Raw genomic sequence first — 25,319 nt, 5'->3', positions numbered from 1 at the left:
TGCCCACCCTTGGCGCCAGCCTGCAGGCCTCGCCGGCGGCGGTGCAGATGAGCCTGACGGTGTTCTTCATGATCATCGGCGTGTGCCAACTGTTCTACGGCCCCCTCAGCGATGTGTACGGGCGCAAGCCGCCGATCTACGCCGGCCTGGTGATTTTCGCCGTGGCCAGTGTCGGCTGTGCCCTGGCACCGAGCATCGAAGTACTGATCGGCTTTCGCGCCCTGCAAGCCTTCGGCGCGTGCGCCGGCATGGTCATCCCGCGGGCGATTGTCCGTGACCTGTACACCGGCCACGAAGCCGCGCGCCTGATGGCCTTGCTGATGCTGGTGATGAGCGTGTCGCCGATCCTGGCGCCGTTGGCCGGCAGCGTGGTGATTTCACTCTGGAGTTGGCGCGAAGTGTTTGCCGTACTGGCTGTGGTGTCCGTGCTGTGCCTGGTAATGACCATTGTGCAGTTGCCGGAAACCCATCCGGCCGAGCGCCGATTGGGCAAGACCCTGGGCACCGCCATCGGCAGTTACGGCGCACTGCTGCGCGACCCGGTGTTTATCGGCTTGGCGGTGGTCAGCGGCTTCGGACTGGCGACCTTCTTTGTGTTCATCGGCAGCGCGCCGTTTGTGTACATCGAATATTTCGGCCTGACGCCGACGCAATTCAGCCTGTGCTTTGCGCTCAATGCCGCGTCGTTCTTTGCCATGAGCCAAATGACCGCCCGCCTGAGCGCGCGCTTTGGTCTGGCGCCGGTGATTCGTTGGTCGGTCATGGCGGTGGCGGCGATCATGGTGCTGCTGGCCGCCACCACGCTGTGGGGCAATCACCTGGCGGTAATGATGACGCTGCTGTTTATCGGCTTTGGCTTTCTCGGCCTGCTGTTGCCAGCGGCCGGCGTGTTGTCCCTGGAGGACCACGGCGCCGTTGCGGGTTCCGCGTCGGCCCTGTTGGGCGCCATCCAGATGATCACCGCTGCCGTGTCCATGACCCTGATCGGGTTGTACGCCGATCATACGCCGGCACCGATGTTGATCGGCATCGCCCTGTGCGCAGTCGCGGCCATGCTCACCACCTGGTGGACACTGCGCCGCTTGCCCGTGCATCTAAAGCCTTCGCCGCGCAGCTGATACGCATCGTCATCCCAGCAGCAAACGCCCTGAATGCACGATACCCATCAGGGCCACGGCCAGCAGCACCAGGCACGCCACGCGGTTGATAGCCGCGCGGTATTTCAGCGCGAACGCCTGGCGCGCGAGGGCGATGTACCCCGCCAGCACCGCAAAGTCGATAAGCACCCACAACCCGGTCAACCACGCGACGCTGGCACTGAACGAGTCCGCCACGTGGATGAATTGAGGGAAGAAGGCGACGAAGAAAATGATGTCCTTGGGGTTGGAAATTCCCACCAGAAAACCCCTGCCGACGCCGCTGCGCGCGCGGCGAGTCTGGACACCTGGCCCAGGTGGATAACGCAGCCCCTGGACCGCCAGGTACAAGATGAACAGGCAGCCCACAACGCTGATCGCGCTCAGCAAGCCTGGACTGACGGAAAAACTCCCCGACAAAATCAGTACCGCCACCAGGACCAGGATCAGCGACGCCAGGTTGGTGCCCGCCGCCGTCAACAGCGCGCTCCGGCTTCCGGATTGCAGGCTGGTAGTGATGATCAGCGCCACCACCGGCCCGGGCGTGACAATCAGGGCCACTACGCTGAAGACATAAATCAGAAGTAACGAGCTATTCATCGCGCTTAAACGCCTTGTGAAGTGAGGCGTGTCAGCTTGCGCCAGGCCGCGCGCGTTGAAAAACGTAAAAGCCTGTGCCCTACTATGAGTTTTAATCACAATGACTGCCCCTCCATGGCCGAACGCCTTCCACCACTGTATGCCCTGCGCGCCTTTGAAGTGGCGGCCCGCACGTCTTCGTTTACACGCGCGGCGCAAGCCTTGTCGTTGACTCCAAGTGCGGTCAGCCGCCATATCAAAACCCTCGAGGGCCTCCTCAACTGTCGCTTGTTCGAACGCCTCGGGCCTCGACTGCAACTCACCGTTGCGGGCGAACGGCTTGCGCAGGAACTCAAGGTCGGCTTTCGCATCATCGAACAGGCGTGCGCGCCCTTCCGGGCCGGCACTGGCGATTTACGTTTGAAGGCCCCATCGACGCTGACCATGCGCTGGCTGCTGCACACGCTGGACCTCCTCAAGCTCAGCGCGCCTGAAATGGCGATACAGCTGGCAAGTGTCTGGATGGATTTCGACAGCGTGGACTTTTACGCAGAGCCTTACGACTGCGCGATTTTGCTCGGCAACGGTCAGTTCGGCGCCGATGTGCACGCACACAAACTGTTTGATGAATGGTTGATCCCCATTTGCGCGCCCGGCTGGGTGCGCACTGACCTGGCCGAGGCCGAACTCATCCACCCCACCGCCGACCGCCGGGACTGGCGACGCTGGCTGGCCGCCCAGCCGTGTGCCGCGCGTATCGACCTGGACCGTGGCAAGGTCTTCGATACGCTGGACCAGGCGATTTCGGCTGCCATGCGCGGCCATGGTGTCTCGATCGGCGACCTGCACCTGGTGGCCAACGATGTGCGCGACGGCCTGATCACGCTGCCCTGCGCAACGGCCGTCGCCTCGGGTGATGGCTACTATCTGGTCTGGCCCAGAGCGAGCCGCCACGCACACACGTTGCGTGAACTGTACGAGTGCCTGAGCCGGCTCGTTCCGACGCTGGAGCTGCCAGGCCTTGAGTTCTTGCCTGCGGCTGGCTGAAAACCATTCGTCGGGCTTGCCCGACATTCACTACAACTATCGCCGCCGGCAAAACTACTAACTCCATAGCACCCTTGAAGACCTATGGAGACTGAGATGACTGACTACCCTCGCCCACCCTTCGCCCCACAAGCCCAATCCGTACCCGGCGCCCAGAAGAAAATGGACCCGTACCCCGACTGCGGCGAGAAGAGCTACAAGGGCTCGGGCCGGCTGGCCAACAAAATCGCGCTGATCACCGGTGCCGACAGCGGCATTGGCCGCGCCGTCGCCATTGCGTTTGCCCGTGAAGGCGCCGATGTGGCCATCGCTTACCTGGACGAGCATGAAGACGCCAAGGAGACCGCACGCTGGGTTGAAGAAGCGGGCCGCCAGTGCCTGTTGCTGCCCGGCGATATTGCCCAAAAGGCCACGTGCCAGGCGCTGGTCGACAAGACCGTCGAACAGTTCGGGCGCATTGACGTGTTGGTCAACAACGCCGCGTTCCAGATGACCCACGAAACCCTCGAAGAGATCGAAGACGAGGAATGGGTGCGGACCTTCGATATCAACATCACCGCGATGTTTCGCATCTGCAAGGCCGCCCTGCCCCACATGAAAGCCGGCAGTTCGATCATCAATACCAGTTCGGTCAATTCCGACATGCCCAAGCCAACGCTGTTGGCCTATGCCGCCACCAAGGGCGCCATTGCCAATTTCACCGGCGGCCTGGCGCAATTGCTGGGTGACAAAGGCATTCGGGTCAACAGCGTGGCGCCGGGCCCGATCTGGACACCGCTGATCGTATCGACCATGACGGACAAAGACGTGCAGAGCTTTGGCAGCGAAACCCCACTGGGGCGCCCCGGCCAGCCGGTAGAAGTGGCGCCGATCTATGTGTTGCTGGCCTCGGATGAAGCCAGCTATATCTCCGGTTCGCGCTACGCGGTCACCGGCGGCAAGCCAATCCTTTAAACCCGGTACACCACCAAGTAGCGAAGGGGGCTTGCTCCCGATAGCGCAGGGTCAGTCATTGAGTCGCTGACCCTGCATCTTCGGAAGCAAGCCCCCCTCTCACATGGTTGACTGAAGTTATAAATCAAACCGGTCCACGGCCCGCCGCCGCTCATTGTCGTCGCGTACGTCATAGCTGGCGGTGGTCTGGATATTGCTGTGGTGCGCGAGTTTCTGCGCGATTGACAGGTCATGTTCCTCAATCACCCGGGTGATGAATGAACGCCTGAAGTCATGCGGCATGATTTTCACGCCAACCTGTTCGCCGCGTTGACGGGCGATGTAATAAATCGCGTGTTTGGTAATGCGCTCACGGGTGATATGGCTGCCCCGGCGAATGCGGTTGAACAGGAACGTATCGTCCTGCTCGCCGTCCTTGAGCTGCTCGCGACGAAAGTCCAGCCAGGCTGTCAGCTTTTCAAATGCCCAGGCGGGCGCGTACTTGATCAACGCCTTGTTGCCTTTGCCGGTCACGCGCAGGCTGCGCTCCTCGAAGTTGATCTGCGCCAGGTCGAGGTTCACCGACTCTGACTTGCGCATGCCCGACCCATACAAAATGCCGATCACCGCCGCATCCCGCAGGCCCTGAGGGCGCGGGTCGGCAGCGCAGACTTCCATCAGCTCGCGAATCAGGCTGCGGCGCAAATTGCGCCCCTGGCCCAGTCGGGTACCGGGCGCCGCCTTGACCGAGCGCATCTTGAGCAGGTGGTCCTGGCTGATCAGGCTCATGCGCCAGGCTTCGTTCATGACCCCACGCACGGCATTCACATACAGCGAAGAGGTGTTGGGCGCGTAGCCGTCCTCGCGCAGTGCGGCGACCAGGGCAATCACGTGTTCAGGTTGCAGCAGGTGCCAGTCGATGTCTTCGAGGTTGATGTCTTCGAAGCCCAGGCGGTCGGCGGCGTCCTGCAGCACGTAGCGCATGGTCAGTTGGCTGGAGGGCGCGAGGCGAGTGAGGTAAAGGGTCAGCGGGTTGCGGATGGACTCAGTCAAGGGAGATCAGCCTTTGGATTAAATACCTCGATCAAGCCATTGTTTAATCGAGGTATTTAGTGAATTGGCGAAGGCCGAGTCTAGCGCAGGACCGGCCCTGGCACCAAATCACGGGGCCGTTTCGTCATCCCCGGTAGCGTCGTCGGTCTGAGGCTGGGTCTGGGATTGACTCCACTCGGTGTCCTGCTTCTGCATCAGCGCGAACCAATGCTGGCGCATGAACGCCAGGTAGCTGTCAGGCGCCTTGGCAAAGTCCTTTTCATCGCCATAGCAGCCCGGCAGCGGTAACTCGGTGCCCTGCTCCTTGTACTGACTGACCAGTGCTTGCTGCGCCGCCACGCTGCAATCCTTGGGCAGCGGCATGCCGCGCAAGGCGCCGGCTTCCTCGTCCCACCAGCTCGCCCCAACGCGATCGACGCCGCGCAGGCGGTACTTCTGGGATTTGCCAACGTGCATGATCAGCTTGAATTCGTTCGGGCTGACATCGCTGGTGCATGTGCGCGAATAGCCCACCGTGGCCTGGGTGATGCCGTCGCCGGTGAGGTCGGTGACTTTGGTGGCCGCCATGTCGAAGCGCAGCGCGGCGTCGAACTGGCAATGCTGCACATCGTCATAGAGCATCCACACGCGCTTGGGATGATCGCCAGCGAGCAGGTATTGCGCGGCGTAGACGAACGCCGACTGGGTGCCATCGTCATCGCGTTCGCTGACCTGTTCGGCGAGCACCAGAAGGTTCTTGCCCTGGCTGTCGTCCCAGGTGTAGGCCGCGACCTGTTTGCCGCGCACTTCGACGCCTTCGGGCACCTGATCGACCGAGGTGAGCGCCACGCCATCATCGGCGCGCACGGTCGTGACGCAGGCCACAGCCATCAACAATCCCATCAACGCAGGCCGCAACTGGCCGCGTAAAAGCTGCACGCTATTCATCCGAGTACCCTGGCAAGAGATGGCTTACTTTACCGGCACTTGAGGGGCAATGCAGAGAAGTTTGTTGAATAAAACCGGCGGCACACTGCAAGCTGCAAAAAACGTCACGGTTTTACCGGTTCAAGGTATCCCCTGGCGCCTCAGTTACTTAGCTGAACCCTAGCTGTCTACCTGTCAAATAAACGAGTTTTTCATCCGCCTTTCATATTCGTTCAACATTTTTCCGCTTAATCTTGGACCAAGGACTTGAGAACGAGGCGCGTGTTATCGGACTAACTTGTTGATTACGTTTTACCTTTGAGACATTTCGTCTTTACTACGCTTGCCCATGGAAGAAATTATTGCCAGTCTCAGGAAGGTCGAATGAACACCGCAAACCCACGCTATGTTTAATCAGTTTTCTGAACCTTCAGCCGCCGATGACTGCTGTTTTCACGCGCCAACCTGCTCTAGCCCCGAGGTCATGAATCTTTGAAACCCTACTCTATTCATTGCGTGTCGATCGTCATCCCGGTCTACAACGAACAAGAGAGCCTGCCTGAATTGCTGCGTCGCACAAGCGCAGCCTGCAAGCAACTGGCCTACGAATACGAAATCATCCTGGTCGATGATGGTAGTCGCGACAATTCGGCCCAATTGCTGGAAGACGCTGCCGCGCAAGAAGGCAGCCATGTAGTGGCGGTGATCCTCAACCGTAACTACGGCCAGCATGCGGCGATCATGGCCGGCTTCGAGCAGTGCCGTGGCGAAGTGGTAATTACCCTGGACGCCGACCTGCAAAACCCGCCGGAAGAAATCCCGCGCCTCGTCGAGCAAGCCGCCCTGGGCTACGACGTGGTCGCCACCGTGCGCAACAATCGCCAGGACTCGGCGTTCCGCCGCTGGCCTTCGCGCCTGATCAACCTGGCCGTGCAACGCTCCACCGGCGTGGCCATGACCGACTACGGCTGCATGCTGCGCGCTTACCGGCGCACCATCGTCGACGCCATGCTGGCCTGCCGCGAGCGCAGCACCTTCATCCCGATCCTGGCCAACGGTTTTGCCCGCCACACCACCGAAATCCTGGTGCATCACGCCGAGCGTGAGCACGGCGAATCCAAATACAGCGCCATGCGCCTGATCAGCCTGATGTTCGACCTGCTGACGTGCATGACCACCACTCCGCTGCGCCTGCTGTCGATTGTCGGTTTCAGCCTGGCCGCCCTCGGCGTGCTGTTCGCCTTTGCGCTGGTCATCCTGCGCCTGGCCTTTGGTGCACAGTGGGCTGGCGATGGCATGTTCGTGCTGTTCGCGGTGCTGTTCGTGTTCACCGGTGGCCAGTTCATCGGCATGGGCCTGTTGGGCGAATACCTGGGTCGCATGTACAGCGATGTACGCGCCCGCCCCCGTTTCTTCATTGAAAAAGTGCTGCGCAACCAACCGGCAGCACCGGCTCCAGTGGTCGTTGTTGACGGCCTGGTGTCCTCCCATACCTCCACTTCTACTTCTCCTTCCGATCAGGTTTCGTCATGAATTCAAAAGCTGTTGTCTTCGCTTATCACGATATTGGCTGTGCAGGCATTGAAGCCCTGCTGACCGCCGGCTATGACATTGCTGCCGTGTTCACCCATGCCGACGACCCCAAGGAAAACAATTTCTACGGTTCCGTCGCCCAACTCTGCGCCCGCAACGGCATCCCGGTGCACGCACCGGAAGACGCCAACCACCCGCTGTGGATCGAGCGCATCGCCAAGCTGAACCCGGATTTCATCTTCTCGTTCTACTACCGCAACCTGCTGAGCGAAGCCTTGCTGGCCACCGCCAAAAAAGGCGCGTTCAACCTGCACGGCTCCCTGCTGCCGCAATACCGTGGCCGTGCACCGGCCAACTGGGTGCTGGTCAACGGCGAAACCGAAACCGGCGTGACCCTGCACCGTATGGTCAAGCGCGCCGATGCCGGCCCGATCCTGGCCCAGCAGAACGTCGTCATCGACCGTACCGACACCGGCCTGACCCTGCACGCCAAGCTGCGTGACGCCGCCACCAGCCTGCTGCGCGATGCACTGCCGCAACTGGCCCAGGGCAAACTGGCTGAAACCGCACAGGACGAAACCAAGGCCACCTACTTTGGCCGCCGCACCGCTGCCGATGGCAAGCTGGACTGGAAAAAGCCGGCTGAAGAGCTGTTCAACCTGGTTCGCGCCGTCACCCAACCGTACCCGGGCGCCTTCTGCGCTGTGGGCGAGCACAAACTGATCGTTTGGCACGCTGAAGTGGTCAAGGGCAACGAAGGCCTGGCCCCAGGCCGCGTAATCAGCGTCAACCCGCTGCGCATTGCCTGCGGCGAAGACTCGCTGGTGGTCAAGTTCGGCCAGCGCAACGAAAACGGCCTGTACCTGGCCGGCCCTTCCCTGGCGGATGAATTGGGCCTGGTGGACGGTTCCGTGCTGCGCGGCGCCGAGTCTGGCCGCAAGCCACGCCGTACCCGCGTACTGATCCTGGGTGTGAACGGCTTTATCGGTAACCACCTGTCCGAGCGCCTGCTGCGTGACGACCGTTACGAAATCTACGGCCTGGACATCGGCTCCGACGCCATCGAGCGCCTGCGCAGCCACCCGAACTTCCATTACGTGGAAGGCGACATCAGCATTCACTCCGAGTGGATCGAGTACCACATCAAGAAGTGCGACGTGGTCCTGCCGCTGGTGGCCATCGCCACGCCGATCGAATACACCCGTAACCCGCTGCGCGTGTTCGAACTGGACTTCGAAGAGAACCTGAAACTGGTTCGCTACTGCGTCAAGTACAACAAGCGCGTGATCTTCCCGTCGACCTCCGAAGTCTATGGCATGTGCCAGGACCAGTACTTCGACGAAGACACCTCCAACCTGGTCGTCGGTCCGGTCAACAAGCAGCGCTGGATCTACTCGGTCTCCAAGCAACTGCTGGACCGCGTGATCTGGGCCTACGGCGACAAAGGCCTGAAGTTCACCCTGTTCCGTCCCTTCAACTGGATGGGCCCGCGCCTTGACCGTCTGGACTCTGCGCGTATCGGCAGCTCCCGCGCCATCACCCAGTTGATCCTTAACCTGGTGGAAGGCACGCCGATCCGTCTGTTCGACGGTGGCGAGCAGAAGCGCTGCTTCACTGACATCGCCGACGGCATCGAAGCCCTGGCGCGCATCATTGATAACGACAATGACAACTGCAACGGTCAGATCATCAACATCGGTAACCCGGAAAACGAAGCCAGCATCCGTCAGTTGGGCGAAGAACTGCTGCGTCAGTTCGAAGCTCACCCGCTGCGCAGCAACTTCCCGCCGTTCGCCGGTTTCCGCGACGTAGAGAGCAAGGCGTTCTACGGCACCGGTTACCAGGACGTGGCACACCGCAAGCCAAGCATCGAAAACGCCAAGCGCCTGCTGAACTGGGAGCCTACCGTTGAGATGAGCGAAACCATCGGCAACACCCTGGACTTCTTCCTCAAGGAAGCCATGCTCGAAATCGCGGACAAGAAGTAATGAAGGCAGGCTTGCGCATTGACGTCGATACCTACCGTGGCACCCGTGAAGGTGTGCCGCGGTTGCTCGAATCCCTGGATGAATCCGGGGTTAAAGCGACGTTCTTCTTCAGCGTTGGGCCGGACAACATGGGGCGCCACTTGTGGCGCCTGATCCGCCCGCAATTTCTGTGGAAGATGCTGCGTTCCAATGCCGCCGGGCTGTATGGCTGGGATATCTTGCTGGCCGGCACCGCCTGGCCGGGCAAACCGATTGGCCGTGACCTGGGGCACTTGATGCGCCAGGCCAAGGCGGCCGGCCATGAAGTCGGCCTGCACGCGTGGGATCACCACGGCTGGCAGGCCAACACCGGGCGCTGGAGCGAGGCACAGCTCATCGAGCAGATCCGTCGTGGCGTAGACACCCTGAGCGACATTCTGGGTGAACGCATCGACTGTTCAGCGGCCGCCGGTTGGCGTGCCGATGAGCGCGTGGTGCAAGCCAAGCAAACGTTCAACTTTCGCTACAACAGCGATTGCCGGGGCACCAGCCTGTTTCGTCCGACCTTGGCCGATGGCAGTGCGGGCACCCCACAAATTCCGGTAGACCTGCCGACCTTCGACGAAGTGGTCGGGCCGGTAGTGGCTGCCAAAGACTTCAACAGCTTCATTCTTGACCGGTTTAACGCGTCGAAGCTGAACGTCTACACGATCCACGCAGAAGTAGAAGGGATTCTGATGGCTGATGATTTTCGCCAGTTGCTTGCCCAGGCCGGGCAGCGCGGCATCGACTTCCAACCCCTGGGCGACCTGCTGCCCGCGGATGTGACCACCCTGCCCCAGCAACACCTGGTGCGCGGCGCGTTGAGCGGCCGTGAGGGTTGGCTCGGAGTGCAGCAGGCATGATCCGGCGCTGGGCACTGCCCCTGCTCCTGTTGGCGTTTGGCGTGTTTTACCTGTTACCGCTGGCCAGCCACGGCCTGTGGATTCCCGATGAGACCCGTTACGCGCAGATCAGCCAGGAAATGCTGTTGACCGGCAAATGGGCCTCGCCGCATTTCATGGGCATCCGCTACTTCGAGAAACCCGCTGCCGGCTACTGGATGATCGCGCTGGGCCAGGCGATCTTCGGTCAGAACCTGTTCGGTGTGCGCTTTGCTTCGGCCCTGAGCACCGGGCTGAGCATTCTGCTGGTTTACCTGGTGTCGCGCCGCTTGTGGAATGACCCGCAAAAAAGCCTGGTCAGCACCGTGCTGTACATGAGCTTTGTCAGCGTGGCATTGCTGGGTGGCTACGCCAACCTGGACCCGCAATTCACCTTCTGGGTCAACCTGACCGGCGTTGCGCTGTGGTTCTGCTTTGACAGCAGCACCCGCCAGGGCCGCTTGGGGTCCTGGGCGTTGCTGGGTTTTGCCTGCGGCATGGGGTTCATGACCAAGGGGTTTCTGGCCTGGTTGCTGCCGGTGTTGATCGCCCTGCCCTATGCAATCTGGCAGAAGCGTTTTCGTGAGTTGCTCGGGTACGGCGTGGTTGCCGTGGTCGTGGCCATTATCGTCAGCCTGCCCTGGGCGCTGGCCGTGCACCTGCAAGAGCCGGATTACTGGAACTTCTTCTTCTGGCACGAGCATATCCAGCGCTTTGCCGGTGATGACGCCCAGCACGCCGAGCCGTTCTGGTTCTACCTGCCGCTGATGGTCGCGTTCTCGCTGCCGTGGATTGCGCTGTTGCCGTCCACGCTCAAACAGGCGTGGCTGCAAAAACGCCTGCCGCAGACCGCCTTCCTGTTGCTGTGGCTGCTGATGCCCCTGGCATTTTTCAGCCTGGCCAAAGGCAAGCTGCCGTCGTACATCATGCCGTGCCTGCTGCCGTTGGCCTTGTTGATGGGCTCGACCCTAAGCGACAAGCTCGCCCTGGGCCACGGCCGTGCCTTGCGCATCAACGGCTGGTTGAACCTGGCGCTGGGTGTTCTGGCGGTGCTGGCGCTCAGCTGGTTCCAATTGAAAAAGCCCGTGTATGACCACGGCGAAGAAACCCTCAGCCTGGTGCTGCTATTCACCTTCCTGTTCGGCTGGATCGTGGTCAACCTGCTCCAGGCGGCGCGCCCGCTGAAACTGTGGGCCGCGCCGGTGATCGGCAGCTGGCTGCTGGTGGCATTGGTGCCCGCCGCCTTGCCGCATTCGGTGGTTTACAACAAGACCCCGGACCAGTTCATCATCGATCACCTGGACGAGCTGCAACCCACTGCCTCCCTGCTCAGCAATGACCTTGGCGCGGCCTCGGCGCTGTCGTGGCGCATGGGGCGTCCGGACGTCAGCCTCTACAACACGGTCGGCGAAGTGAAATACGGCATCGCCTACCCGGACACCGCGCACCGCAGGATCGATACCCACGAAGTCCAGCAATGGATGAGCGAGGCGCGCAAGAAAGGTTCTGTCGGTGTGGTCATGCGGGTCAAGGGTGACGATGAAGTCGCCGAAGTCAACCTGCTGCCCAAGGACGGTAAACGCTATGAGCAAGGCAACATTGTGATCCTGATTTTCCCACAGGCCGCGCAATGATCACCCTGCTTCTATTGCTGGGCGCATGCCTGCTGACGTGCATGGGCCAGGTCTCGCAAAAGTTTGCCGTGGAAAGCTGGCGCGACCAGCCGGAGGGTTGGGCGCCCAAATTGCGCTCGCCGTGGCTGTGGTCGGCGCTGGTGTGCCTGGGCCTGGGCCTGCTGGTCTGGCTGCTGGTGTTGCAGCGCCTGGAAGTGGGCATCGCCTACCCGATGCTCAGCCTGAATTTTGTACTGGTCACGCTGATGGCGCGCTTTGTTTTTCATGAACACATCGACGGCCGGCACTGGCTGGGCGTGGCGCTGGTGATCGGCGGTGTGGTGTTGCTGGGGCGTCACGTATGAGCCGGGCTCAAGGCTTTGCCCTGGCCCTTGGCAGTGTCGGCCTGGTCAGCGCCGCCCAATTGGGCATGCGCTGGAGCATGACGCGCCTGCCGCTGCCAGCCGACTGGCTGAGCGCGTTCAACAGCAATGCCATCGACCTTGGCGCCTTGGGCGTGGTGATCCTGGCGATCATCGCCTACGCGCTGTCGATGCTGTGCTGGCTTGGCGCACTCAAGCATTTGCCGCTGGGTCGCGCCTATTCGCTGCTCAGCATCAGCTACGCGTTGGTCTACCTGCTGGCTGCCAGCCTGCCGGTGTTCCACGAAGCTTTTTCGCTTTCAAAAACCCTGGGGGTGGCGTTGGTCATCCTCGGTGTTCTGGTTATTAACTCTCGTCGTGCTAGCGTTGCAAGCCCCAGGAATGTCCCATGAAAATCAGTGTATTTGGTAGCGGTTACGTCGGTCTGGTGCAGGCCACCGTATTGGCCGAAGTCGGTCACGATGTGATCTGCATGGACGTGGACAAGAGCAAGGTCGAGTCGCTCCAGAAAGGCCATGTGACCATCTTCGAGCCGGGGCTTGCGGCCATGGTCAAGGAAAACCTGGAAAGCGGGCGCCTGCACTTTACCTTCGATGAAAAGCTCGCGGTCGAACACGGTGAAGTGCTGTTCATTGCCGTGGGCACGCCGTCGGATGAAGACGGCTCGGCCGACCTCAAATACGTGCTGTCGGTGGGTGATGCCGTGTCCCGCCACCGCGTGGAGCCGGTGATCCTGGTGGAAAAATCCACCGTTCCCGTCGGCACCGGCGACACCCTGCGTGCGCACATCGAAAAGAACCTGCGCACCGCCGGCCGGCAGCTGGAGTTCGATATCGTCTCCAACCCGGAATTTCTCAAGGAAGGCTCGGCCGTCGCCGACTGCCGCCGTCCGGACCGCATCATCATCGGCTGCGAGCGCGAGGAAGTGCGTGAAGTGATGCGCGACCTCTACGCGCCGTTCAACCGCAACCATGACCGCATCATCTTCATGGACCTGCGCAGCGCCGAACTGACCAAGTACGCCGCCAACTGCATGCTGGCGACCAAGATCAGCTTTATCAACCAGATCGCCGAGCTGGCCGAACACCTGGGCGCGGACATCGAAGCCGTGCGCCTGGGCATCGGTGCCGACTCGCGGATCGGTTACCACTTCATCTACCCCGGTTGCGGCTACGGCGGCTCCTGCTTCCCCAAGGACATGCGCGCCTTGATCCACAGCGCCAAGCAAGCCAACTGCTCCAGTGACTTGCTGGAAGCCGTGGAAGCGATCAACCAGCGCCAGAAGAGCAAGCTGTTCGAGCGTATCAACGCTTACTTCAAGGGCAACCTGCAGGGCAAGACTTTTGCCTTGTGGGGCCTGGCGTTCAAGCCCAACACCGATGACATGCGCGATGCACCGAGCCGTGTGCTGATGGAGGCCTTGTGGGCCGCGGGTGCCAATGTCCGTGCATTTGACCCGGAAGCCATGCAGGAAACTCAGCGCATCTACGGCGACGAGTCACGCCTGACGCTTTTGGGCACGCCGGAATCGGCCTTGAGCGGCGCCGATGCGCTGATCGTCTGCACCGAATGGCAGCAGTTCAAGGCGCCGGATTTCGACCTGATCCACGCACGCCTGAAAAACCCGGTGATCTTCGACGGTCGCAACCTGTATGACGGCGAACGCCTGGCACGCAAAGGCTTCAAGTACTTCCCGATGGGCCGTGGCGACTCCTGTGAACTGCCGATCCCTCAGCAAAACTGGGTACAGCAGGTCAAGGAAGCCTGATACGTGAACAAAGCTTATCCGCCCCTGCTCACTGCAACGATCCGTCACCAGTCGCTGGGGCTTGGGCTCCTGGCGCTGGTGCTGTTTATTGCCGGCAACTGGCACCAGGCGATTATCGGGTTTGACTCGCGCTTCGTGGTGTTTGCCCAGGAAATGCTGCGTCATGGGCCGAGCTTTTTCCCCACGACCTACGGGCAGCCCTACGCCGATTACCTGGCCACCTCGACCGTGTTGACGTGGTTGTTCTCGTTGCCCCTGGGCCAGGTCACCAGCTTGACCGCCTGGTTGCCTACGGCCATCGCTTCGGCGCTGATCGTGATGCTGGTGTATCGGCTGACGGCGCCCTACTCCGTGCGCTGGGGCCTGCTGAGTATTGCGATGTTGCTGCTCAGCAGCACCTTCATCAGTGAAACCCGGGCGGTGTCCCTCGACCAGATGCTCGCGGCGGTGGCCTTGGCGGTGTTTTACCTGGGGTATGCGCATGATCACTTCGCCAGCCCGAAACGCCTGCACTGGCTGTTCCTGTTGCTGATCATCGGCTTCGCCATCCGTGGGCCGATCGGCCTGGTGATTCCAACGGGCGTGCTGTGCAGCTATTACCTGCTCAACCGGCAGTGGCGCCAACTGTTCACCTTCGGCCTGATTGCCCTGGCGTTGCTGGCGGCCTGTGTGGGCCTGTTGCTGCTGCTGGCCAAGCTCAGCGGTGGCGAGGACTTCATGCAGGACGTGATCCGCATGCAGTTCCTGGGGCGCATGGATGGCACCGAAGGTTCCAGCGGCGCGCTGTATTACTTCACCAGCTCGCTGGGCAATTATGCCCTGGCCTATCCACTGGCACTGTTGGTGCTGGTGGCGGTGGCCGTCGGCGGGCGCCGCACGCCAGACCCGGCCTTGCAGCTGGTGCTGTATTGCGCCGCCGCCGGGTTGCTGGTGATGCTGGGCTTGTCAGTGCCTCAGGCAAAAAAGGCGCGCTACATCCTGCCGATGTTGCCAATGGCGGCGATCCTTGCGGCCTACCCGTTCCAGGTCACCCAAGGGCGGCTGTTTGCAGGGTTGCGCGCCTTGATGCTGGGTATCTGGACGCTGATGCCGGCACTGCTGGCCGTCGGGCTGGTGGTGGCGCGCCGACGTTACGCCGAGCAACTGGGCAACCTGGGGGTGATATTCGGCGTACTGAGCGTGCTTCAGGTACTGGCGCTGCTGGCTGTCTTCAACGTGCGGATACGCGTGACGGGGCCAGCCTTCGCTGCGGTCCTGGCGCTCTGGACGACTTACATCGTGGTGGTTGAACCCCTGGAGCGCGCGCTCTACGACACGCGCACCTTCACCCTGGCGGTCAAAGACCAGATCACGCAGCAGCCGGCGCCTGTGGTATTGCACGGGTTGGGCAAGGATGCGAAAGCCATCAAGTTCATGGTCAACTTCAACTGCGACAAGGTGCCGTTGTTTACCCATTCCTCCGCAGACCTGGCCCCGCTGCAAGGGCCTGCCTGGCTGGTGATGAGCGCGCAGGATTTCGAAAACCTGCAGGACCCGCGCTTGAAATCGGTTACGCCGACGCTCACCGGGGAGTTTGACAAAGACCCTTATGTGCTGCTGCATCTGGAAAAAACCCCGGCGCCCTGATCGCGGTGCTGGCCGTGTGTACAAGACGACGCCCACTTCAACTGGAGTGGGCGTTTTCGTTGCTGCAACCGAGAAAGCACCTACACAGCTATGCGTAACGGCTGGTGCACTTTGTCTTCCGGCGCCTGGAACCCAAATGTAGACTCGTTTGCCAGGTGCGGTAACCCATTCCGGCCCCAACGTCTGGCTTATCTCGCCAGCCCGAGGCTGGCGCACCCTGGATAACAAGAACGCAGTAGGCCCGCCCATTCACTCGGCGGTTTACGCATACGAGGGCAATGCCGTGGCGCAAGATCCGATGTCAATTCCCGTGCCGAGGCTGGATCGCTTGATGGCACTGCGCGACGCCCTGGTGGCGTTGAAGGGGCCACTGGCCAGCGACCTGACGCTGCAGGAAAACCTGCAAAGACAGCTGTTCAATGAAGAGACCGACAGGCGCGTATTGGGCCATGTCAGCCCACCCTTCGCGCAGATGACGCGCCTGATTCCTTTCGGCGAAGTCATTTGAACGCACTTAAAACAATTTGATTTCAATAAACTTGCACTCAACCCTCATTAATATGCAGTGGAGCCCTTGAGCAAAGGTCGGCACACTGTGCGGGTTCCTCCCCCAAACGTTGGAACTTTCAAGGGCTTTTCTGGGCAACCAAGCAAGCCTTTTTTTTCGCCCGCAATTTCAGGACCGCTTTAATGCTTACCCGTTGGTTACCTGCTGCAATCAATACCCGCCCTGCTGAATGGAGCCGTGCAGCGATCGGCATGGCCCTGGGCACGCTGTTCAGTGTTTGGGTGTGCGCCCAAGTGTTTGGCATGGAGGTCGCGCTGCACCTGCTCGGCCCGGTCGGTGCCTCGGCTGTGTTGCTGTTTGCGGTGTCTTCCGGCGCGCTGGCACAACCCTGGTCGATCATCGGCAGCTATTTGTGCGCGGGTGTTGTTGCCCTGCTGGTCGCCCGCGTATTGGGGCGTACGCTGGGCAGCGCATGCCTGGCGGCGGGCATGACCGTTATCCTGATTTGCTGGCTGCGCTGCCTGCACCCGCCGGCCGGTGGCCTGGCGATGACGTTGGTACTGGCAGACCCGGCCTCCGTGGCCCTTGGGTGGCAGGTGCTGGCGCCGGTCATGCTGGGCGCGGGTGCGCTGCTGGCGTGTGCACTGGCGTATAACAACGCCACGCGCACGCGCTATCCCAGGGGGGCGGTCGAGTCGCCGGCAGCGGTCATGGGCAATACGGCGTCCGCAACAGACCCGGCAATCACGGCGGCCGACTTGAAACGGGCGCTGGCCGAGATGGAGCAGTTTTACGATGTGCAACCGAGCGAACTCGAACAGTTGATCCATGCCGCAGAAGGCCATGCGCGACGCCGCAGCATCGGCGAAGTACTGGCCCGCCGCGCCGCCTGAGCCTGCGTGCATAAATGCAAAAACGACCTGCATGATTCCGGGTTGTACTGGGCAAATTTGCACTGGTACGATCGCGAGAAGGTTCGTCCGCGAACATCTTGATAAAGAACAATAAAAGCAGGGAGTTACAGATGACTGCTCAGGTTTCATCCGAAGCAAGCCGCGCCGAAATTCTTCAGGACGAAGTGCTGGCCGACGTTCGCAACCACATCGGCCACCTCACCCTCAATCGCCCCGCTGGCTTGAACGCCATCACCCTGGACATGGTTCGCAGCCTGACAGCGCAGTTACAGGCCTGGGCGGATGACCCGCAGGTCTACGCCGTGGTGCTGCGCGGCGCTGGCGAAAAAGCCTTCTGCGCCGGGGGCGACATCCGTTCGCTGTACGACAGTTTCAAGAACGGCGACAGCCTGCACGCCGACTTTTTTGTCGAGGAGTACGCCCTAGACCTGGCTATCCACCATTACCGCAAACCCGTCCTGGCGCTGATGGACGGGTTCGTGCTCGGCGGCGGCATGGGCCTGGTACAAGGCGCTGATCTGCGCGTGGTCACCGAGCGCAGCCGCCTGGCGATGCCGGAAACGGCCATTGGTTATTTCCCGGATGTGGGCGGCAGCTACTTCCTGCCGCGCATACCCGGCGAGTTGGGGATTTACCTGGGCGTCACCGGCGTACAGATTCGCGCGGCCGACGCGTTGTATTGCGGGCTGGCGGACTGGTACCTCGAAAGCACCCGGCTCACCGACCTGGACCAGAAACTCGACCGCCTGCAATGGCAGGACTCGCCGCTCAAAGACCTGCAAGGCGTACTCGCCAAACTGGGCGTCCAGCAATTGCCCGACGCGCCGCTGGCAGCATTGCGCCCGGCCATCGACCATTTCTTCGCCCTGCCGGACGTGCCAAGCATCGTCGAGCAGTTGCAGCAAGTCACCGTCGCCGACTCCCATGAGTGGGCACTGAACACCGTCGCCCTGATGCAGACCCGCTCTCCGCTGGCGATGGCCGTCACCCTGCAAATGCTGCGCCTGGGCCGCCGCCTGCCGCTGGAACAGTGCTTCGCGCTGGAATTGCACCTGGATCGCCAGTGGTTCGAGCGCGGCGACCTGATCGAAGGGGTACGCGCGTTGATCATCGACAAGGACAAAACGCCGCGCTGGCGCCCGGCCACGATCCACGACCTGAACGCCACCCATGTGGAGAGCTTCTTCCACGACTTCAAGCAGTTTGGGAGATAAGCCATGCAAGATATTGAATATACTGAAGAACAAGTGATGATTCGCGACATGGCGCGCGACTTTGCCCGCGGTGAAATCGCGCCCCATGCCCAAGCGTGGGAGAAAGCCGGCTGGATCGATGATGCCCTGGTCGCGAAGATGGGCGAACTGGGCCTGCTGGGAATGGTGGTGCCCGAAGAATGGGGTGGCACCTATGTCGATTACGTCGCCTACGCCCTGGCGGTTGAAGAGATCTCGGCCGGCGACGGCGCCACCGGTGCGCTGATGAGTATCCATAATTCAGTCGGTTGCGGGCCAATCCTCAACTACGGCACACAAGCGCAGAAAGAAGCCTGGCTGCCCGACCTTGCCAGTGGCCAGGCCATCGGCTGTTTTTGCCTGACCGAACCCCAGGCAGGTTCCGAAGCCCATAACCTGCGCACACGCGCGGAACTGCGCGATGGCCAGTGGGTGATCAATGGCGCCAAGCAGTTTGTCAGCAACGGCAAACGCGCCAAGCTGGCCATTGTGTTTGCGGTGACGGATCCGGACTTGGGCAAAAAGGGCATTTCCGCGTTCCTGGTGCCCACCAATACGCCAGGGTTTGTGGTTGACCGCACAGAACACAAGATGGGCATTCGCGCGTCGGATACCTGCGCCGTCACCCTCAACCAATGCACAGTGCCCGAAGCCAATTTGCTCGGTGAGCGTGGCAAAGGCCTGGCTATCGCCCTGTCCAACCTCGAGGGCGGGCGCATCGGCATTGCTGCCCAGGCCCTGGGCATCGCCCGCGCGGCCTTTGAAGCGGCGCTGGCGTATGCGCGCGATCGCGTGCAGTTCAACCAGGCGATTATCGAGCACCAGAGTGTCGCCAACCTGCTGGCCGACATGCAAACCCGCCTGAATGCCGCACGGTTGCTGATCCTGCACGCTGCGCGCTTGCGCAGTGCCGGCAAGCCGTGCCTGTCGGAAGCGTCCCAGGCCAAGCTGTTCGCCTCGGAAATGGCCGAGAAGGTCTGCTCCTCAGCGATGCAGATTCACGGTGGGTATGGGTATCTGGAAGATTATCCGGTGGAGCGTTACTACCGCGATGCGCGAATCACGCAGATTTACGAGGGCACGAGCGAGATTCAGCGGATGGTGATCGCGCGCGAGCTGAAGAACTACCAGCTCTAAGCTAATGCAGGCTGTGCGGGCGCTCGCTTGTCAGCGATGCAGGCACCTCGGTTCACCTGTTGGACCGAAGTGCAGCTATTGCAGGCAAGCCAGCTCCCACAACTTGATCGGTGATGACGTTGCAATCGGCGAACTTGTTCGCCTGATTGCCAGCGTATTCAAGCGCTCCCCACGCCAACCAATACGCTGCAAAACCAAAGTGGGAGCGGGCTTGCCCGCGAATACGGCGTATCAGTCAGCGAATGTATCGACTGATCCAGCGCATTCGCAAGCAAGCCCGCTCCCACACGTTGCGTTCCAGCAGTCTTGAAGCCGGTTACTTATCGTTGAACTCCGGCGCACGCTTGGCCACAAACGCCGCCATCCCTTCCTTCTGATCCTGCGTTGCAAACGCCGCATGGAACACCCGGCGCTCAAAGCGCACGCCTTCGGAGAGGCTCACTTCAAACGCGCGGTTCACGCTTTCCTTGACCATCATGCTGATCGGCACGGATTTGCCGGCGATCAGCGTCGCCACCTTCAGCGCCTCTTCCAGCAGCTCATCCGCCGGCACGATACGCGCCACAATCCCGCAACGCTCGGCTTCCACCGCATCGATAAAACGCCCGGTCAGGCACATTTCCATGGCCTTGGCCTTGCCCACCGCGCGGGTAAGGCGCTGGGTGCCGCCCATGCCAGGCAGCACGCCGAGGTTGATTTCCGGCTGGCCGAACTTGGCGCCGTCGCCGGCGAGGATGAAGTCGCACATCAACGCCAGTTCACAGCCGCCGCCCAAGGCAAAGCCGTTGACGGCGGCAATGATCGGCTTGCGCCGGTTGGCTACGCGGTCGCTGTCGCTGAACAGGTCGTCCAGGTAAATCTGAGGGTAGGTCAGCTCGGCCATTTCCTTGATGTCGGCACCGGCGGCAAAGGCTTTTTTCGAGCCGGTCAGCACGATGCAGCCGATTTGCGGGTTGGCTTCCAGGCTGTCCAGCGCCTGGTTCAACTCGCTGACCAGTTGCGCATTCAAGGCGTTCAGGGCTTGCGGGCGATTGAGGGTAATCAGCCCGACGCGGCCCTGGACCTCGAGCAAAATGGTTTCGTAACTCATGGAATGGCTCCTTAAAGATTGCGTGAGATGACCATGCGCTGGATATCGCTGGTGCCTTCGTAAATCTGGCAGACCCGCACATCGCGGTAGATCCGCTCCAAGGGAAAGTCGCTCAGGTAACCGTAACCGCCCAAGGTTTGCAAGGCGGCCGAGCAGACTTTTTCGGCCATTTCCGAGGCGAACAGCTTGGCCATCGAGGCCTCGACCAAGGCTGGCTTGCCGCTGTCGCGCAGGGCGGCGGCGTAATGCACCATCTGCCGGGCGACGGCAATTTGCGTGGCCATGTCTGCCAGGCGAAACGCCACGGCCTGGTGTTCGATCAAGGTTTTGCCGAAGCTTTCGCGCTCGCGTGCATAGTCACGTGCGGCTTCAAATGCCGCGCGCGCCATGCCCACCGATTGCGAAGCGATGCCGACGCGGCCGCCTTCAAGGTTGGCCAGGGCGATCTTGTAGCCTTCACCCTCCTCGCCCAATCGGTTGGCAACTGGCACCTTCACGTCTTCAAACAGAATCTGGCAGGTGTCGGACGCATGCTGGCCGAGCTTGTCTTCGACCCGTGCGACGGTGTAACCGGGTGAGTCGGTGGGCACGATAAACGCGCTGATCCCGCGCTTGCCGGCGGCCGGGTCGGTGACCGCGAACACAATCACGATCCCGGCGTTTTGCCCGGAGGTGATGAACTGTTTGCAGCCATTGAGCACGTAGTGATCGCCGTCCAGGCGCGCGCGGGTTTTCAGGCTGCTGGCATCGGAACCGGCCTGCGGTTCGGTCAGCGCAAAGGCGCCGAGCATGGCACCGCTGGCCAGCGGCGTGAGGAACTGTTCTTTCTGCTGATCGTTGCCGAATTTCAGAATCGGCACGCAGCCCACCGAGTTGTGCACGCTCATGATGGTCGAGCACGCGCCGTCACCGGCGGCGATTTCCTCCAGGGCCATCGCATAGGCCAGGTAGCCGGTGTCGCAACCGCCCCACTGTTCCGGTACCAACATGCCGAAAAAGCCCAGCTCGGCCATTTCGCCGATGGCTTGCCTGGGAAAGCGGTGCTCGCGGTCCCACTCGGCAGCGAACGGCTTCAAGCGCTCCTGGGCAAATTGCCGGGCCGCTTCGCTGATTTGCAGTTGTTCGTCATTGGGCAGCATAAAAAGTCCTTAATACACGCATTCGACGGCCATGGCCGTGGCTTCACCGCCGCCGATACAAATGGCCGCAACGCCGCGCTTGAGGCCTTTCTGGCGCAGCGCCGAGAGCAAGGTCACCAGAATGCGCGCGCCCGAGGCGCCAATCGGATGCCCCAGCGCGCAGGCGCCGCCGTGGATGTTGACCTTGCTGTGGGGGATTTCCAGCTTGCTCATGGTCACCAGGCTGACCACCGCAAAGGCTTCGTTGATCTCGAACAAATCCACTTCGCCAAGGTGCCAGCCAGTCTTGCTCATCAGTTTGCGAATCGCCCCCACCGGCGCCACCGGGAACAGCCCCGGCTCGTCGGCGAACGCCGCGTGCCCATGGATGATTGCCAGCGGTTTGAGCCCACGCCTTTGCGCGTCGGACTGACGCATCAGCAGCAGCGCCGCCGCGCCGTCGGAGATCGAACTGGAGTTGGCCGCCGTCACCGTACCGCCTTCGCGGAAAGCCGGTTTCAGGCTGGCGATCTTGTCCAGCTTGGCTTTGGGGGGCTGTTCGTCATGCAGGATGGTTTTTTGCTCTTTACCGACGGTGACCTGCACCGGGACGATCTCGGCGGCGAAGCTGCCGTGGGTAATCGCCTCTTGGGCACGGGTCAGCGAGGCAATGGCGAAGGCGTCCTGGGCTTCACGGGTAAAGCCGTTGTGCTCGGCACAGTCTTCGGCAAAGGTGCCCATCAGGCGGCCCTTGTCGTAGGCGTCTTCAAGGCCGTCGAGAAACATGTGGTCGAGCACGTTGCCGTGGCCCATGCGGTAGCCGCTGCGCGCGCGGTCCAGCAGGTAAGGCGCGTTGGACATGCTCTCCATGCCACCGGCCACCACCACCTCGACACTGCCGGCCAGCAGCGAGTCGTGGGCGAGAATGGTCGCCTCCATGCCCGAACCACACATTTTGTTCAGCGTGGTGCAGCGCGTGGCCTTGTCCAGCCCGGCGCCCAGCGCTGCCTGACGCGCAGGCGCCTGGCCGAGGCCGGCGGGCAATACGCAGCCGAACAGCACTTCATCCACCGCGTCCGGGGCGATGCCGGCGCGTTCGACGGCGGCGCGAATCGCGGCGGCACCCAGTTGCGGCGCAGTCAGGCCCTTGAGGTCGCCCTGGAACCCGCCCATGGGCGTGCGGACGGCGCTGACGATAACAATCGGATCGTGCATGAAAAATTCTCCTTACTTGGCGGCCATGCGCAAGGCACCGTCGAGACGGATGACCTCGCCATTGAGCATGCTGTTTTCAATGATGTGCCGCACCAGCGCGGCGTACTCGGCCGGTTTGCCCAGGCGTGGCGGGAATGGCACGCCGGCGGCCAGGGAATCGCGCACCTCTGGGGTCATGCCGGCCATCATGGGCGTTTCGAAAATGCCTGGGGCGATGGTCATGACCCGGATGCCAAAACGCGCCAGTTCGCGGGCAGCCGGCAGCGTCAGGCTGGCGATGGCGCCTTTGGACGCGGCATACGCCGCCTGGCCGATCTGCCCGTCAAAGGCGGCCACCGACGCGGTATTGATGATCACGCCACGCTCGCCGTCGGCATTCGCCTCGGTTTCAGCGATGGCGGCGGCGGCCAGGCGCAGCAGGTTGAAGCTGCCGATCAGGTTGACGTTGATCACTTGGGCAAAGCTTGCCAGCGCATGCGGGCCGTTCTTGCCGAGGATTTTCTCGCCACGCACCACACCGGCGCAGTTCACCAACCCATGCAAACCACCGAACGCGGCGACGGTGGCTTGCACGGCCGCTTCGGCAGCGGCTTCCTGGCTGATGTCCGCCACGGCGCTGCGGGCGTTATCGCCCAACTGCCGGGCCTTCGCCGCGACGGCTTCGGCGTTGAGGTCCACCAGCATCACCTTGGCACCGGCGGCTACCAGCATCTCAGCGGTGGCCGCGCCGAGGCCCGAAGCGCCGCCGCTGACCAGGAATACCTTGTTTTCAATCTGCATCTTTAGTTCCTTTGAAAGGGATCACGCCAAGGCTGCTTGAGCCTTGGCGATTTCCTGATTACGCAAAATAAAACGTTGCAGCTTGCCGCTCGGGGTTTTCGGCAGGTCGCTGACAAATTCGATTTCTCGCGGGTAGGCATGCGCGGCGAGGCGCTTGCGCACGTGCAGGCGCAGCTCTTCGGCCAGTTCAGGCGTAGCGCGGTATTGCTCGTTGAGCACCACAAAGGCTTTCACCAGCTCGGTGCGTTCCGGGCAGGGCTTGCCGACCACCGCGGCTTCGACCACGGCCGGGTGCTCGACCAGGGCGCTTTCCACGTCGAAGGGGCCGACGCGGTAGCCAGAGGTGGTGATCACGTCATCACTGCGCCCGACAAAACTGATGCTGCCGTTCGGGTTCAGCTCCACAGTGTCGCCGCTGAGGTAGTACTTGCCGACAAAGGCCTTGGTCTTCACGCCGTCGTAACCGGCGAACCAGCACATCGGCGACTGTTCGCGGTCAATGGCGAGAATGCCCGGCTGGCCGGCGGGCAGTTCCTGATGGTTGTCATCGACCACCACGATGCGGTGCCCCGGCGAGGCAAAGCCGGCTGAGCCAACATGCACCGGATGCGCCAGGCCATGGTGGTTGCACAGCACCATGCCCAGTTCGGTCTGGCCATAGTGGTCGTGGATGGTCACGCCCAGGTTATCGGCGAACCAGCGGATCACTTCCGGGTTCAGGGGTTCGCCGGCGCTGCTGACAATGCGCAGTTTGCCCTTGATCGCGCGGGCGAACTGCTCACCGCCGGCAATCAGCAGGCGGTACGCGGTCGGTGAGCCCGTCAGGTTGGTGATGCCGTACTTGTTGATCACCCGGCAGGTGCTCTCCAGGGTGAACGGCCCATCGTAAAAGGTGATCGGGTGGCCCATGGACAACGGCCCGGTCACGCCAAAATAGATGCCGTAAGCCCAACCCGGGTCGGCAACGTTCCAGAACGCGTCTTCGGGGCGAAGGTCTACTGCGTCGCGGGTGTAACGCTCAAAGGCAACGATGGCCTTGAGCGGCACCGACAGGGCTTTCGACGGGCCGGTGGTGCCCGAGGTGAACATCAGCAAAAACGGCGCGTCACCGTCCAGCATCACCGGCTCGCAGGCGTTGGAATAATTTGGCAGTTCGGCCCAGAAGCTGTAGTCGCCACGCACGATGCCTTCGCCCCTGGCCCCGGCGACGGTGACGATGGTCGGGCAACCTTCCACGTCCACAAGCTTGGGCCGGTTCACCGCGTCGGTGACCACCAGTGCGGCGCCGGAACTGCTCAAGCGATGTTCAATGGCCTTGGGCCCGAAAGCGGTAAACAGCGGCTGATAGACCGCGCCGATGCGCCAGGTGGCGAACACCACCACCAGCAATTCTGCGGTGCGCGGCAGCAGGCCGGCCACCTTGTCGCCGCGTTTGACGCCCTGGGCCAGGAGGAAATTGGCGAAGCGGGCAGCCTGGTCCTGCAAGTCTGTGAAGGTGGACGTGGCGCTGCGCCCGTCCTTGCCTTCCCAGAACAGCGCGATGCGGCCCGGCAGCGCATGCCGGTCGCAGCATTCCACGCAGGCATTGAGCGCCTGCAGGTTGCCGGCCAGTGCGGCGTCGACGGTGTGCTGGTAATCAAACTCGGTAGTGGCAGCCAAATACTCACGCATCGCTTCAAATCCTTGTGGTTCTTATTTTCAGGACGTTTTTGAACACGTAAACCGTGGAAATAGTCGCTCTGCAGCGTGACAGCAGCAATGGTCAAAGCCTTCAACTTGGCTGACTGGTTTGGCCAATCATTGAGCGCGCTGATCAGCCGGTCAGTTCAAGTGATTGGACGCCCGCCCGGGTTGCTTC

General features: G+C 61.8%; 23 protein-coding genes. 15 read left to right on the top strand and 8 right to left on the bottom strand.

Annotated elements, in window-relative coordinates; genetic code table 11:
• On the top strand, nucleotides 1-1,118 hold a 1,118-nt coding region (locus AACU78_RS29985; RefSeq protein WP_106579213.1), incomplete at its 5' end, for a multidrug effflux MFS transporter.
• A gap of 9 nt (nucleotides 1,119-1,127) precedes the next feature.
• Here AACU78_RS29985 and AACU78_RS29980 read toward each other — a convergent pair.
• Nucleotides 1,128-1,736, bottom strand: a complete 609-nt coding sequence (locus AACU78_RS29980; protein ID WP_106579212.1) for a LysE family translocator — start codon at nucleotides 1,734-1,736, stop codon at nucleotides 1,128-1,130.
• Nucleotides 1,737-1,850: 114 nt separating this feature from the next.
• Between AACU78_RS29980 and AACU78_RS29975 the strand changes: the two genes are divergently transcribed.
• Complete coding sequence (locus AACU78_RS29975; RefSeq protein WP_106579211.1) at nucleotides 1,851-2,762, top strand: LysR substrate-binding domain-containing protein; 912 nt, start codon at nucleotides 1,851-1,853, stop codon at nucleotides 2,760-2,762.
• A 96-nt stretch (nucleotides 2,763-2,858) separates the two neighbouring features.
• A complete protein-coding gene (locus AACU78_RS29970) occupies nucleotides 2,859-3,716 on the top strand; it encodes an SDR family oxidoreductase (RefSeq protein WP_106579210.1) in 858 nt (285 codons plus the stop codon).
• Nucleotides 3,717-3,833: 117 nt separating this feature from the next.
• On the opposite strand, the gene AACU78_RS29965 is transcribed toward AACU78_RS29970, so the two are convergent.
• Both AACU78_RS29965 and AACU78_RS29960 read right to left on the bottom strand, forming a co-directional pair.
• Complete coding sequence (locus tag AACU78_RS29965) at nucleotides 3,834-4,748, bottom strand: site-specific integrase (protein WP_106579209.1); 915 nt, start codon at nucleotides 4,746-4,748, stop codon at nucleotides 3,834-3,836.
• A 108-nt stretch (nucleotides 4,749-4,856) separates the two neighbouring features.
• Entirely contained in the window at nucleotides 4,857-5,675 is an 819-nt protein-coding gene (locus AACU78_RS29960) for a M949_RS01915 family surface polysaccharide biosynthesis protein (protein ID WP_106579208.1), read from the bottom strand.
• 471 nt (nucleotides 5,676-6,146) lie between these two features.
• Here AACU78_RS29960 and arnC point away from each other — a divergent pair, with 471 nt between their 5' ends.
• The 12 genes from arnC (at nucleotide 6,147) to AACU78_RS29900 (ending at nucleotide 19,258) form a co-directional block, all read left to right on the top strand.
• A complete protein-coding gene (arnC, locus tag AACU78_RS29955; protein WP_106579207.1) occupies nucleotides 6,147-7,187 on the top strand; it encodes an undecaprenyl-phosphate 4-deoxy-4-formamido-L-arabinose transferase in 1,041 nt (346 codons plus the stop codon).
• Complete coding sequence (arnA, locus tag AACU78_RS29950; RefSeq protein WP_106579206.1) at nucleotides 7,184-9,175, top strand: bifunctional UDP-4-amino-4-deoxy-L-arabinose formyltransferase/UDP-glucuronic acid oxidase ArnA; 1,992 nt, start codon at nucleotides 7,184-7,186, stop codon at nucleotides 9,173-9,175. The genes arnC and arnA overlap by 4 nt, the downstream gene beginning before the upstream one ends.
• Nucleotides 9,175-10,059, top strand: coding sequence for a 4-deoxy-4-formamido-L-arabinose-phosphoundecaprenol deformylase (gene arnD / locus AACU78_RS29945; protein ID WP_106579205.1), 885 nt, complete (start codon nucleotides 9,175-9,177; stop codon nucleotides 10,057-10,059). The genes arnA and arnD overlap by 1 nt, the downstream gene beginning before the upstream one ends.
• Nucleotides 10,056-11,711, top strand: coding sequence for a lipid IV(A) 4-amino-4-deoxy-L-arabinosyltransferase (arnT, locus tag AACU78_RS29940; protein ID WP_106579204.1), 1,656 nt, complete (start codon nucleotides 10,056-10,058; stop codon nucleotides 11,709-11,711). The genes arnD and arnT overlap by 4 nt, the downstream gene beginning before the upstream one ends.
• On the top strand, nucleotides 11,708-12,055 hold the full coding sequence (gene arnE / locus AACU78_RS29935) for a 4-amino-4-deoxy-L-arabinose-phosphoundecaprenol flippase subunit ArnE (RefSeq protein WP_106579203.1): 348 nt from the start codon (nucleotides 11,708-11,710) through the stop codon (nucleotides 12,053-12,055). Before arnT ends, arnE begins: the two co-directional genes overlap by 4 nt.
• Nucleotides 12,052-12,465: a 4-amino-4-deoxy-L-arabinose-phosphoundecaprenol flippase subunit ArnF gene (gene arnF / locus AACU78_RS29930; protein ID WP_106579202.1), complete on the top strand. Its 414-nt coding sequence runs from the start codon at nucleotides 12,052-12,054 to the stop codon at nucleotides 12,463-12,465. The genes arnE and arnF overlap by 4 nt, the downstream gene beginning before the upstream one ends.
• Nucleotides 12,462-13,841 (top strand): UDP-glucose dehydrogenase family protein, encoded by a 1,380-nt coding sequence (locus AACU78_RS29925; RefSeq protein ID WP_106579201.1) that lies wholly within the window; start codon nucleotides 12,462-12,464, stop codon nucleotides 13,839-13,841. Before arnF ends, AACU78_RS29925 begins: the two co-directional genes overlap by 4 nt.
• A gap of 3 nt (nucleotides 13,842-13,844) precedes the next feature.
• On the top strand, nucleotides 13,845-15,467 hold the full coding sequence (locus AACU78_RS29920) for an ArnT family glycosyltransferase (protein WP_106579200.1): 1,623 nt from the start codon (nucleotides 13,845-13,847) through the stop codon (nucleotides 15,465-15,467).
• Nucleotides 15,468-15,798: 331 nt separating this feature from the next.
• Entirely contained in the window at nucleotides 15,799-15,975 is a 177-nt protein-coding gene (locus AACU78_RS29915) for a hypothetical protein (RefSeq protein ID WP_237266725.1), read from the top strand.
• Nucleotides 15,976-16,157: 182 nt separating this feature from the next.
• A complete protein-coding gene (locus AACU78_RS29910; protein WP_106579199.1) occupies nucleotides 16,158-16,868 on the top strand; it encodes an HPP family protein in 711 nt (236 codons plus the stop codon).
• 131 nt (nucleotides 16,869-16,999) lie between these two features.
• Nucleotides 17,000-18,103 carry an enoyl-CoA hydratase/isomerase family protein gene (locus AACU78_RS29905; RefSeq protein ID WP_106579198.1) on the top strand — a complete coding sequence of 368 codons (1,104 nt, stop codon included), beginning with the start codon at nucleotides 17,000-17,002 and terminating at the stop codon, nucleotides 18,101-18,103.
• A 3-nt stretch (nucleotides 18,104-18,106) separates the two neighbouring features.
• Complete coding sequence (locus AACU78_RS29900; protein ID WP_106579197.1) at nucleotides 18,107-19,258, top strand: acyl-CoA dehydrogenase family protein; 1,152 nt, start codon at nucleotides 18,107-18,109, stop codon at nucleotides 19,256-19,258.
• 316 nt (nucleotides 19,259-19,574) lie between these two features.
• On the opposite strand, the gene AACU78_RS29895 is transcribed toward AACU78_RS29900, so the two are convergent.
• Genes AACU78_RS29895 through AACU78_RS29875 form a run of 5 tightly spaced genes read right to left on the bottom strand, consistent with a single transcriptional unit; the run spans nucleotide 19,575 to nucleotide 25,132 of the window.
• The gene (locus AACU78_RS29895) at nucleotides 19,575-20,348 is read right to left on the bottom strand and encodes an enoyl-CoA hydratase (protein ID WP_106579195.1); all 774 of its coding nucleotides are present in this window, start codon (nucleotides 20,346-20,348) and stop codon (nucleotides 19,575-19,577) included.
• A gap of 11 nt (nucleotides 20,349-20,359) precedes the next feature.
• Nucleotides 20,360-21,487, bottom strand: a complete 1,128-nt coding sequence (locus tag AACU78_RS29890) for an acyl-CoA dehydrogenase (protein WP_106579194.1) — start codon at nucleotides 21,485-21,487, stop codon at nucleotides 20,360-20,362.
• Between the two features lie 9 nt (nucleotides 21,488-21,496).
• Nucleotides 21,497-22,681: an acetyl-CoA C-acyltransferase gene (locus AACU78_RS29885; protein WP_106579193.1), complete on the bottom strand. Its 1,185-nt coding sequence runs from the start codon at nucleotides 22,679-22,681 to the stop codon at nucleotides 21,497-21,499.
• A gap of 12 nt (nucleotides 22,682-22,693) precedes the next feature.
• A complete protein-coding gene (locus tag AACU78_RS29880; protein ID WP_106579192.1) occupies nucleotides 22,694-23,461 on the bottom strand; it encodes an SDR family NAD(P)-dependent oxidoreductase in 768 nt (255 codons plus the stop codon).
• 21 nt (nucleotides 23,462-23,482) lie between these two features.
• Entirely contained in the window at nucleotides 23,483-25,132 is a 1,650-nt protein-coding gene (locus AACU78_RS29875) for an AMP-binding protein (protein ID WP_106579191.1), read from the bottom strand.
• Between the last annotated feature and the right edge of the window lie 187 nt (nucleotides 25,133-25,319).

This window comes from Pseudomonas sp. R9.37 (assembly GCF_963878885.1).
GTDB lineage: Bacteria > Pseudomonadota > Gammaproteobacteria > Pseudomonadales > Pseudomonadaceae > Aquipseudomonas.
This window is presented reverse-complemented; position numbering and strand designations above follow the sequence as displayed.

Excerpts from the sequence above, each read along its gene's own strand:
- AACU78_RS29980 (WP_106579212.1), bottom strand. The coding sequence starts at position 1,736 with ATGAATAGCTCGTTACTTCTGATTTATGTCTTCAGCGTAGTGGCCCTG.
- AACU78_RS29975 (WP_106579211.1), top strand. The coding sequence starts at position 1,851 with ATGGCCGAACGCCTTCCACCACTGTATGCCCTGCGCGCCTTTGAAGTG.
- AACU78_RS29970 (WP_106579210.1), top strand. The coding sequence starts at position 2,859 with ATGACTGACTACCCTCGCCCACCCTTCGCCCCACAAGCCCAATCCGTA.
- AACU78_RS29960 (WP_106579208.1), bottom strand. The coding sequence starts at position 5,675 with ATGAATAGCGTGCAGCTTTTACGCGGCCAGTTGCGGCCTGCGTTGATG.
- arnA (WP_106579206.1), top strand. The coding sequence starts at position 7,184 with ATGAATTCAAAAGCTGTTGTCTTCGCTTATCACGATATTGGCTGTGCA.
- arnD (WP_106579205.1), top strand. The coding sequence starts at position 9,175 with ATGAAGGCAGGCTTGCGCATTGACGTCGATACCTACCGTGGCACCCGT.
- arnT (WP_106579204.1), top strand. The coding sequence starts at position 10,056 with ATGATCCGGCGCTGGGCACTGCCCCTGCTCCTGTTGGCGTTTGGCGTG.
- arnE (WP_106579203.1), top strand. The coding sequence starts at position 11,708 with ATGATCACCCTGCTTCTATTGCTGGGCGCATGCCTGCTGACGTGCATG.
- arnF (WP_106579202.1), top strand. The coding sequence starts at position 12,052 with ATGAGCCGGGCTCAAGGCTTTGCCCTGGCCCTTGGCAGTGTCGGCCTG.
- AACU78_RS29925 (WP_106579201.1), top strand. The coding sequence starts at position 12,462 with ATGAAAATCAGTGTATTTGGTAGCGGTTACGTCGGTCTGGTGCAGGCC.
- AACU78_RS29915 (WP_237266725.1), top strand. The coding sequence starts at position 15,799 with ATGGCACTGCGCGACGCCCTGGTGGCGTTGAAGGGGCCACTGGCCAGC.
- AACU78_RS29910 (WP_106579199.1), top strand. The coding sequence starts at position 16,158 with ATGCTTACCCGTTGGTTACCTGCTGCAATCAATACCCGCCCTGCTGAA.
- AACU78_RS29905 (WP_106579198.1), top strand. The coding sequence starts at position 17,000 with ATGACTGCTCAGGTTTCATCCGAAGCAAGCCGCGCCGAAATTCTTCAG.
- AACU78_RS29900 (WP_106579197.1), top strand. The coding sequence starts at position 18,107 with ATGCAAGATATTGAATATACTGAAGAACAAGTGATGATTCGCGACATG.
- AACU78_RS29895 (WP_106579195.1), bottom strand. The coding sequence starts at position 20,348 with ATGAGTTACGAAACCATTTTGCTCGAGGTCCAGGGCCGCGTCGGGCTG.
- AACU78_RS29890 (WP_106579194.1), bottom strand. The coding sequence starts at position 21,487 with ATGCTGCCCAATGACGAACAACTGCAAATCAGCGAAGCGGCCCGGCAA.
- AACU78_RS29885 (WP_106579193.1), bottom strand. The coding sequence starts at position 22,681 with ATGCACGATCCGATTGTTATCGTCAGCGCCGTCCGCACGCCCATGGGC.
- AACU78_RS29880 (WP_106579192.1), bottom strand. The coding sequence starts at position 23,461 with ATGCAGATTGAAAACAAGGTATTCCTGGTCAGCGGCGGCGCTTCGGGC.
- AACU78_RS29875 (WP_106579191.1), bottom strand. The coding sequence starts at position 25,132 with ATGCGTGAGTATTTGGCTGCCACTACCGAGTTTGATTACCAGCACACC.